This window comes from uncultured Methylobacterium sp., from assembly GCF_964242245.1.
In the GTDB taxonomy this organism is placed as follows: domain Bacteria; phylum Pseudomonadota; class Alphaproteobacteria; order Rhizobiales; family Beijerinckiaceae; genus Methylobacterium.
Genome location: NZ_CAXTBY010000136.1, coordinates 1 through 8572 on the forward strand (window position 1 = coordinate 1; position 8572 = coordinate 8572).

Below are 8572 nucleotides of genomic sequence, written 5' to 3' on the forward strand. Positions count from 1 at the left end.
GTCCCGCGAGGGTTCCAGGGTCCTCGCGCGCTTCGGACGGCCGGAATGATCTTCGAAGCACCTTGGCCGGACGTCGGTACGACTTGGAACCGGATTCGGACCCGCGTCGTTGTCGGTTCGCCTCGCTAAACTCTCGCGCCGCTCCCGAATTCCAACGGCCCGCTTCCTCACAAGGCAGCCGGGCCGTTTGCCTGTGCGGACCGGCCTTCGTTCCGGCGAACCTGCGCGACCGCGAATCGTTCGGAGTTCCGACATGCGAAACCTCCTGGTGCTTCTGATCCTGCTCGCGGGCGGCTTCGTGCTCGTTGCGATGTACGTCGCGCCCGGGCAGCCGGCGCTCCGCGCGTGGTACCGCGACAACGCCTGCGCGACCCTCGACAGGATCAGCCCGCAGATCTGCGCGCCCCTCCGGCGATCGGACGGCACCGAACGGACCTGATCGCGATGACCGCCCTCCGCCGCCTCGCCGACTGGACGTTCCGAAATCGGCTCACCGGGGCGATCACGGTCGGTCAGTGGCCGAACCTGCCCCTCTGGCTCTTCCTCGGGATCAGCGCGGTGCGCTGGAGCCTCGATCGACCGGAGCCGGTCGTGCTCGGGCTGCGGATCGCGGCCGGCGGCACGCTCGCTTGGTGGGCCGTCGAGGAGGTGCTGCGCGGGGTCAATCCATGGCGCCGGGGCCTCGGCGCCGCCGTGCTCTCCGGACAGGTCGCCTCGACGGCATTTACGCTGTACGGAACAGGTCTTGTCCCTTGATATCAAGTCTCGCGAACTATGACTGATCAAGCTTCATAGAGAATGGCGCGGGGAAGTCAGTCCAGAATCATCGGAGCCGATTTTCAGTGCGGCGTCCGCGTCTCCGACGCGTGGAGGTACCCGGGGCCCCGTGGTTTTTACGTATGTCGTGCGTGGTTGCGCCCAGAACGTCTATGCTGGCATATGTTGTGGCCAACAGGTTTGTGCGCGAGCGGTGCGTCGGGTTCGGGTCATGGGCATGCGACGGAGGGTGGCGGGCGATGGCGAACGTAGGGGTGCTTAGAGCGATGCAGGACGCCACGCGTCCGCACGATGGATTGCGGATGTTGCGCCGGATCGCCGATGTCCTCGACGTGCCGATCTCCGACTTCTACCGGCGCGAAGCGGCAAGTCTCGGGGACAGGCCGTCGGCGGCCGAGTGCGAGGTGCTGCTGACGACGTTCCTGCGAATCGAGGACGCCGACGCCCGCAGCCGCATCATCAAGCTGATACGCGACCATTCCACCGCTTGAGCCTCGGCTCGCTCACGGAACCCAGCCCTCGCGCCATGAGGGCTTCGGGAGGGCACTCAGAGTTCGGCCGAATCCCGCGACAGCTCCGCCCGCAGCCGGTGGGCCGCTTCCAGCAGGGCGCGGTCGCGCCGGAGCCTCGGGCGCGCGAGATCGACGCGCATCGCCGCCACGACGCGGCCGGGGTTGCCGGCGAGGACCACGACCCGGTCGGCGAGCGTCACCGCCTCGTCGATGTCGTGCGTGACGAACAGCACCGTCTTGCCCGTCTCCGCCTGAATGCGCTGCACCTCATCCTGCAAGCCCTCCCGGGTGAGGCTGTCCAGCGCCGAGAACGGCTCGTCCATCAGCAGCACGTCCGGATCGACCGCGAGCGCGCGGGCGATGGCGACGCGCTGGCGCTGCCCGCCCGAGAGCTGGTGCGGCCAGCGCCCGGCGAGGTCCGACAATCCCACCACGCCGAGCATCGCGGCCGCCTTCGCCCGGCGCTCCGCCCGGGACAGGCCGCTGCCCTCCAATCCGAACGCGACGTTGTCGATCACCCGCCGCCACGGCAGCAGGCGGGCGTCCTGGAACACCAGCGCCATCGGCGTCCGGCAGCCGGGCCGCGTCGCGAGGCGCATCGTGCCGGCGCTCGGCGCGGCGAGCCCGATCAGCACCCGCAGCAGGGTCGACTTGCCGACGCCGGATTCGCCGACGATCACGAGGAACTCGCCGCGCGCGACGGCGAGGTCGAGGTTCGAGAGGATGACGGTGCGGACGCCCGCGCGCTCGTAGGCGAGGCCGAGGGCGCGGAATTCGATGATCGCGTCGGCCATCGCTCAGGCCCGCCAGCGCAGGAGCCAGCCCTGGAGGGCGACGAAGGCGGAATCGAACAGGCCGTAGAGGGCGGCCATGGTGAGCATGTAGACCACGACGATGTCGGTGGAGAGCAGGCTCGACGCCTGCATCATCCGCTGCCCGACGCCGGGCACCCCGAAGATCTCGGCGGCGACCACCGCCATCCAGGCCTGCCCGAGCGCCGTGCGCAGGCCGACGAGGATGCCCGGCGTCGCCGCCGGCAGCAGGATTTTCGTCAGGCGCGCGATCGGCGAGCGGAAGCCGAAGGCCTGGGCGACCTCGACGAGGTCGCGGTCGACGCCTCGGACGGCGCCCTGGGTCGCGAAGAAGACGATCCAGAACACGCCGATCGCGATGATGAACACGGCCGCCGACGGCTCGACCCCGAACCAGATGATGGCGAACGGCACCCAGGCGAGCCCCGGGATCGGGCGCAGCAGCCGCACCACCCAGGCGGTCGCGGCCTCGAAGGGCCGCGACATGCCGCCGAGCAAGCCGAGCGCGATGCCCGCGCCCGCGCCCGCGAGGAGGCCGACGAGGTAGTGGCTCAGGCTGGAGACCACGGCCTCGAACCAGACGCCGAGCGCGACCTCGCGCAGGAACGCGGCCGGGATCGTGCTCGGCGGCGGCAGGAAGGCGGGATTGATCAGCCCGAACCGGGGCGCCGCCTCCCAGACCAGCAGGAAGGCGGCAAGCCCCGCGGCCGCGAGCAGGATCGAGCGGAGGAGCGTCAGCGCGCGACCGCCTTCTCGTAGAAACCCGGCACGAACAACCCGTCGATCGGCACGTCCTTGTCGAGGGTTCCGATGCTGACTTGGTAGGCCTGCATCGCCTTGGTCGCCGCGATGATCGCGCGGGGATCGGCGGTGAACTTCGCCGCCGGCGAGGACAGCGCCTTCCGGATCGTGGCGAGATCGGTGATCCCCTTGCCGAGCGCCTTCTCGACGGGCGGCGCGGCGCGGGCCGGATCGGTCCTGAGCAGTTCGGTCGCCCGCACCACGGCCTCGACGAGGGCCTGGACGGCGGCCGGGTTCCTGTCGGCGAAGGCGCCGGACACGGCCACCACCGTGCCGGGCTGATCGGGAAACATCTCACCCCCCGTGGCGATCAGCGTGATCGCGGGATTGCGCTGCTGAACGATCGTCAGGGCCGGTTCGCGGATCGAGGCCCCGTCGACGGCCCCGGCCAGCAGCGCCTGCTGCGTCGCGTCGATGCCCATCGCGACGACCTCGGCGTTCGGCTTGTCGGTCTTCACGACCTGCCAGAGCCAGTGCTGGAGGGTGGTGTTGGGCACCGAGCCCGCAGGTTGCGTCGCGAGGCGCGCCGCGCGGCCCTCCCGCTCGCGGAACGCGCGGAAGGCCGCCGCCTTGTCGGGGGCGCCCGCGAAGTAGGAGGCGAGCTTCGGCGCGGCCACGAACACCATCTCCTCGATCGCGGTCGCGGCGACCACGCGCACGTCGATGTTCTTGGTGCGCGCGACGGCGAGCGGCGCGATGCCGGCGACGTAGACGTCGAGGGTGCCCGACGCCAGCGCCTGGATCATGTTGGGCCCGGACTCGAAGGTGGTGAAGGCCGGCTTGAGCCCGGCCGCATCGAGCCAGCCCTCGCCGTTGGCGACGAAGATCGGCGCCGCGCCGATCACCGGGATCACGCCGATGCGCAACGGAATCGGCGCAGTCTGCGCCGCGGCCGCGGCCGCGCCGAGGATGAGCAGGAATCCGGCGAGGATCGACCGGCGGATGGGACGCTGAGGCATGCGAGTGCGGGTTCGGCCGGTGTGACGGGCCGTCCCCATGCCACAGGCGGGCGGAAGATCAAATATCCATCCCGACCCGTCCGCCGGACGGGGGCGCCGAACTCCCAGCATTCGCACCGGTTCAACCTCGGCGATGACGAAGGCGCGGTTTCACAGATGAAAAGATCCGGATCGACGATCAGTCTCAACATTCGGTACAAAAATGTCGTTCCTGGATTGCAGAGTACGGTATTCTTGCTATGGGCTACGCAGCGAATTGAACAGTCGCAGCCACGGGGAGTTTCGTATCGAAGATGGTCGTCGCGATGATGAGTTTCACCTGCCTCGCCTGCGGCATCGGCCTCGCGGGCCTGTCGATGCGCGATGCCGATCGGGCGCCCGTGCTCGAGCGATGGAGCGGCATCTGCCTGCTCGCCGGCCTCGCCCTGCTCGGCGCGGCCCTGCCGCACCTGCGCTGAGGCGGTTGAACGTGAGGTCCCTGGGGAACAGGTCCCGTCGCCTCCCGTTGTAACGCCACCGCCGCCCGGAGGCGCTGTATGTCCGGAGGGGAACGTCCCATGAGCTTACTCGGCAGCATCGTCAGCAAGATCCTGCATCCCATGGGTGGCGCCGCCGCGGCCACGCCCTCCGCGACGCCCTCCACCGCGGGCGGCCCCAGCAATCCCGCCTCGACCACGACGGCGGATGCATCGACCGCCGCGGCCGGCACCCCGGTCGACGTGGAGGCGGTCCTGTCCGGCATGGCGGCCAAGCATGCGCAGACGCTGAACTGGCGCACGTCGATCGTCGACCTGATGAAGCTCCTCGGTCTCGATTCGAGCCTCACGGCCCGCAAGCAGCTCGCCGACGAGCTGCACTACACCGGCGACAAGGACGACTCGGCGTCCATGAACATCTGGCTGCACAAGCAGGTGGTCAAGAAGCTGGAAGAGAACGGCGGCAAGGTCCCGGCCGACCTTAAGGACTGACGCTCACGCGGCGATCCGCCGATCTTCTCCTCTCTCCGCGGGGAAGGGTGACCCGCGGAGCGGATCGGGAGGGCGAGCAGCGCGCTGTCCGGATTACGGCGCGCCCCTCTGGCGACCCTCGCTCACGCGAGAGTCAACCCCCTCCCGCAAGTGAAGGGATCGATCACCTCCCCGTCCGCACCCGCGTCCAGAGCCGCGTGACGAAGCGCTGGGTGCGATCGTCCCATGCGGTGTTGACCGACAGACGCTGCATGGTCGCCTCGTCCGGGTAGATGCCGGGATTGGCGAGGATGTCCGGCCTCACCAGCTTCTTGGCCGGCAGGTTGCCGCTGGCGTAGGACACGAAGTTGGTGTTGGCGGCGGCCACCTCCGGCCGCAGCATGTAGTCGATGAAGGCCGTGGCCTCGCCCGCGTGGGGCGCATCCTTCGGGATCGCGAAGGCGTCGAACCACATCAGCGTCCCTTCCTTGGGGATGACGTAGCCGACCTCGACGCCGTTCTTCGCCTCGTCGGCTCGGCGCTTGGCCTGGAGGACATCGCCGGAGTAGCCGACCGCGACGCAGACATCGCCGTTGGCGAGCGACTGGATATACTCCGAGGAGTGGAACTTCCGCACCGCGCCGCGCACCTTGTAGAGGGCGTCGGTCACTTGCGTGATGTCGTCCCAGCGCTTCGAATCGCTCTTCAGTCCCAGCGTCGGCAACAGGCTCGGGATCAGGTCCTCGGGGCTGTCGAGCATCATGATCCCGCAATCCTTCAGCTTGTTCGCGGAGGCCGGATTGAGGACGAGGTTCCAGGTGTTCAGCGCCGCGCCCGCCCCGAGGCGCTCGCGCACGAGGCGGAGGTTGAGACCGAGGCCGGTGGTGCCCCACATGTAGTCGACGGCGTAGGCGTTGCCCGGATCGTACACCGCGAGCCGGCCGGCGATGTCGGGCCAGACGTTGCCGAGGTTCCTGAGCTTGCCCCTGTCCAGCGGCTGGAACGCGCCCGCCCGGATCAGCCGCTGCAGGAACGGGCCGGAGGGCACGACGACGTCGTAGCCCGAGCGGCCGGCAAGCAGCTTGGTCTCCAGGATCTCGTTGTTGTCGTAGGTATCGTAGACGACCTTGATCCCCGTCTCGCGGGTGAAGGCGTCGAGCACCTTCGGGTCGATGTAGTCCGACCAGTTGTAGACGTTGACGACCCGCTCGGGACCTTCCGCCCGCGCCGGCCCGGCCAGCAGGAGCAATCCGAGCAGGATGCCGCAGACGAGGGCGCCCGGCCTCATCGTTCGATCCGCGCGGCGACGACGACGATCTCGACCAGGAACGCGCTCCCGCAGAGCTTGGCCTCGACGGTGGCGCGCCCCGGCGGGTTGTCCTTCGAGACCCAGGCGTCCCAGGCCGCGTTCATCTCGGAGAAGGTCGCGATGTCGGCAAGATAAATCGTCGCCATCAGGATGTGCTCCTTGCCGCTGCCGGCGGCCACCAGCAGGCGCTCGATCTGTCCCAGGATGGCTTGCGTCTGCGCGGTGACGCCGGTGCCCACCGTGTCGGCGGCGACCTGCCCGGCGAGGTACACCGTGTCGCTGTGGACGACCGCTTGCGCCATCCGCTGGCCCGGCTCAATCCGCTCGATCGTCATGTCGCATCACCTTCCGGCCGGCCCTCATCCGCGCCGGTTCTGCCGCCGCAGGGGCATCCGCGTAAAGGGCCTGCGGCTTGGTCTGCGCCGGCAGGCTGCGGGAACGGGGTAGAAAAGACGCCGGCCCGCGGGGAACGGGAGCAACCCCTTGGCACCCCGAGCGTTCAAAGGGCATTCGGCATCAAGCTCAGGGGTTTGTCGTGGGTATCATCTGGACCATCGTCATCGGCTTCCTTGCCGGCATCGTCGCCAAGTTCATCATGCCCGGCCCCAACGAGCCCACCGGCTTCATCCTGACCACGATCCTCGGCATCGTCGGCGCCTTCGTCGCAACCTTCCTCGGTCAGGCGCTCGGCTGGTACGGCCCGAACCAGGGTGCGGGCTTCATCGGCGCGGTCGTCGGTGCGATCGTGGTGCTGTTCATCTACGGCTTCATCGCCGGCCGGACCCGCACCACCACGCTCTGAGATCCGCGCGAGCGGGCCGGACGGGAAAGGGGCGCCGCGAGGCGCCCCTTTCTGCGTTGATACCAGGAAGAACTCAAATGTGCTCGGAGGCCGCCTTCATCGCGCAGTGCCCGGTGGCACCGCGGATGGCGAGACCGACGCCGACGACGAGCGCGGCAAGGCTCAGCCACTTGTTCGGCCGGGGTTGCGCCGCGGCAGCCGCAATGCCGAGGCCGAGCGCCACCGACACCGCCCGCTCGGTGGTGGAAAGGTTCGGCTTGCTGCTGAAGATGTCGTGGATCATCTCGTTTGCCATGTCGTCTCGCTCTGCTCCGGGGAGGGTCGCGGGGCGAACGCGGGCCAAGGACCTGCGTTCCCGGACCAGCCACCGTGGCACACCCGCAACGAAGAAGGCGCGGCCCCGAGGGGACCGCGCCTCTCGTCACGTCCGGACCTGACCGTCCGGCGGTGATCAGTCGTTCGACTGGCGGCGCTCGCCGCGGCTGCTACGCTCGCTCCGGTCGCCGCGGTCGCGGCTGCCGCGATCGTCGTCGCTGCCGCCGCGCTCCGCCTTCAGCTTCTCGGTGATGTCCTCGCCGGTCTCCTGATCGACGACCTTCATCGAAAGGCGGATCTTGCCGCGATCGTCCTGGCCGAGGAACTTCACCTTCACCTTCTGGCCTTCCTTGACCACGTCCGTCACCTTGGCGACCCGCTGGGCGGCGAGTTCCGAAATGTGGACGAGGCCGTCCTTGGCGCCGAAGAAGTTGACGAAGGCGCCGAACTCCATCGTCTTCACGACGGTGCCCTCGTAGATCATGCCGGGCTCGGCCTCGGCCACGATCGAGCGAATCCAGTTGTAGGCCGCCTTGATCGCCTTGCCGTCGGCGGACGCGATCTTCACCGTGCCGCTGTCGTCGATGTTGATCTTGGCACCCGTCTTCTCGACGATCTCGCGGATCACCTTGCCGCCGGTGCCGATCACCTCCCGGATCTTGTCGGTGGGGATCTGCATGGTCTCGATGCGCGGCGCGTACTCGCCGAGCTCGGGCCGCGCGGCGGTGAGGGCCTTGGCCATCTCCACGAGGATGTGGGCGCGGCCGTCTCTCGCCTGATCGAGGGCGACCCGCATGATCTCCTCGGTGATGCCGGCGATCTTGATGTCCATCTGGAGCGAGGTGATACCCTCGTCCGTGCCGGCCACCTTGAAGTCCATGTCGCCCAAGTGATCCTCGTCGCCGAGGATGTCGGAGAGCACCGCGTAGCGCTCGCCCTCCAGGATCAGGCCCATGGCGATGCCGGCCACGGGGCGCCGCAGCGGCACGCCCGCATCCATCAGCGACAGCGAGCCGCCGCAGACCGACGCCATCGAGGACGAGCCGTTCGACTCGGTGATCTCGGACACGACGCGGACCGTGTACGGGAACTCGTGGGCCGGCGGCAGCACCGGGTGGATCGCCCGCCACGCCAGCTTGCCGTGGCCGATCTCGCGCCGTCCCGGGGAACCCATGCGGCCGGTCTCGCCCACCGAGTAGGGGGGGAAGTTGTAGTGCAGCAGGAAGGTCTCCTTGTAGGTCCCCTGCAGCGCGTCGATGTACTGCTCGTCCTCGCCGGTGCCCAGCGTGGCCACCACCAGCGCCTGCGTCTCGCCGCGGGTGAACAGGGCCGAGCCGT

Annotated in this window: 13 protein-coding genes; 6 read left to right on the forward strand and 7 right to left on the reverse strand. The window is 68.9% G+C overall.

The genetic code is table 11. The annotated features are described in order from the left end of the window. The first annotated feature begins 253 nt into the window (after nucleotides 1-253). The 3 genes from ACFE8Y_RS19165 (at nucleotide 254) to ACFE8Y_RS19175 (ending at nucleotide 1268) form a co-directional block, all read left to right on the forward strand. Nucleotides 254-439, forward strand: coding sequence for a hypothetical protein (locus tag ACFE8Y_RS19165; RefSeq protein WP_375465970.1), 186 nt, complete (start codon nucleotides 254-256; stop codon nucleotides 437-439). A gap of 5 nt (nucleotides 440-444) precedes the next feature. Then, nucleotides 445-756, forward strand: a complete 312-nt coding sequence (locus tag ACFE8Y_RS19170; protein ID WP_375465971.1) for a hypothetical protein — start codon at nucleotides 445-447, stop codon at nucleotides 754-756. A 323-nt stretch (nucleotides 757-1079) separates the two neighbouring features. Further along, nucleotides 1080-1268: a hypothetical protein gene (locus ACFE8Y_RS19175; RefSeq protein WP_375465972.1), complete on the forward strand. Its 189-nt coding sequence runs from the start codon at nucleotides 1080-1082 to the stop codon at nucleotides 1266-1268. 56 nt (nucleotides 1269-1324) lie between these two features. Here ACFE8Y_RS19175 and ACFE8Y_RS19180 read toward each other — a convergent pair whose 3' ends face one another. Genes ACFE8Y_RS19180 through ACFE8Y_RS19190 form a run of 3 tightly spaced genes read right to left on the reverse strand, consistent with a single transcriptional unit; the run spans nucleotide 1325 to nucleotide 3861 of the window. Continuing rightward, entirely contained in the window at nucleotides 1325-2083 is a 759-nt protein-coding gene (locus ACFE8Y_RS19180; RefSeq protein ID WP_375465973.1) for an ABC transporter ATP-binding protein, read from the reverse strand. 3 nt (nucleotides 2084-2086) lie between these two features. Continuing rightward, a complete protein-coding gene (locus tag ACFE8Y_RS19185) occupies nucleotides 2087-2839 on the reverse strand; it encodes an ABC transporter permease (protein ID WP_375465982.1) in 753 nt (250 codons plus the stop codon). Then, the gene (locus tag ACFE8Y_RS19190) at nucleotides 2836-3861 is read right to left on the reverse strand and encodes an ABC transporter substrate-binding protein (RefSeq protein ID WP_375465974.1); all 1026 of its coding nucleotides are present in this window, start codon (nucleotides 3859-3861) and stop codon (nucleotides 2836-2838) included. Before ACFE8Y_RS19190 ends, ACFE8Y_RS19185 begins: the two co-directional genes overlap by 4 nt. Before the next feature lie 305 nt (nucleotides 3862-4166). Between ACFE8Y_RS19190 and ACFE8Y_RS19195 the strand changes: the two genes are divergently transcribed. Continuing rightward, nucleotides 4167-4319, forward strand: coding sequence for a hypothetical protein (locus tag ACFE8Y_RS19195; RefSeq protein WP_375465975.1), 153 nt, complete (start codon nucleotides 4167-4169; stop codon nucleotides 4317-4319). A gap of 99 nt (nucleotides 4320-4418) precedes the next feature. Continuing rightward, complete coding sequence (locus ACFE8Y_RS19200; protein WP_375465976.1) at nucleotides 4419-4829, forward strand: DUF3597 domain-containing protein; 411 nt, start codon at nucleotides 4419-4421, stop codon at nucleotides 4827-4829. A gap of 163 nt (nucleotides 4830-4992) precedes the next feature. Here the strand turns inward: ACFE8Y_RS19200 and ACFE8Y_RS19205 are convergent, their stop codons facing one another. Beyond that, nucleotides 4993-6096 carry a polyamine ABC transporter substrate-binding protein gene (locus tag ACFE8Y_RS19205; protein WP_375465977.1) on the reverse strand — a complete coding sequence of 368 codons (1104 nt, stop codon included), beginning with the start codon at nucleotides 6094-6096 and terminating at the stop codon, nucleotides 4993-4995. After that, nucleotides 6093-6452, reverse strand: coding sequence for a RidA family protein (locus ACFE8Y_RS19210; protein WP_375465978.1), 360 nt, complete (start codon nucleotides 6450-6452; stop codon nucleotides 6093-6095). Before ACFE8Y_RS19210 ends, ACFE8Y_RS19205 begins: the two co-directional genes overlap by 4 nt. 200 nt (nucleotides 6453-6652) lie before the next feature. On the opposite strand from ACFE8Y_RS19210, the gene ACFE8Y_RS19215 reads away from it, so the two are divergent. Beyond that, nucleotides 6653-6919, forward strand: a complete 267-nt coding sequence (locus tag ACFE8Y_RS19215; protein ID WP_375465979.1) for a GlsB/YeaQ/YmgE family stress response membrane protein — start codon at nucleotides 6653-6655, stop codon at nucleotides 6917-6919. Between the two features lie 73 nt (nucleotides 6920-6992). On the opposite strand, the gene ACFE8Y_RS19220 is transcribed toward ACFE8Y_RS19215, so the two are convergent. Continuing rightward, nucleotides 6993-7214: a YgaP-like transmembrane domain gene (locus ACFE8Y_RS19220; protein ID WP_375465980.1), complete on the reverse strand. Its 222-nt coding sequence runs from the start codon at nucleotides 7212-7214 to the stop codon at nucleotides 6993-6995. A 156-nt stretch (nucleotides 7215-7370) separates the two neighbouring features. Further along, the coding region (pnp, locus tag ACFE8Y_RS19225) for a polyribonucleotide nucleotidyltransferase (RefSeq protein WP_375465981.1) at nucleotides 7371-8572 on the reverse strand (1202 nt) is incomplete at its 5' end.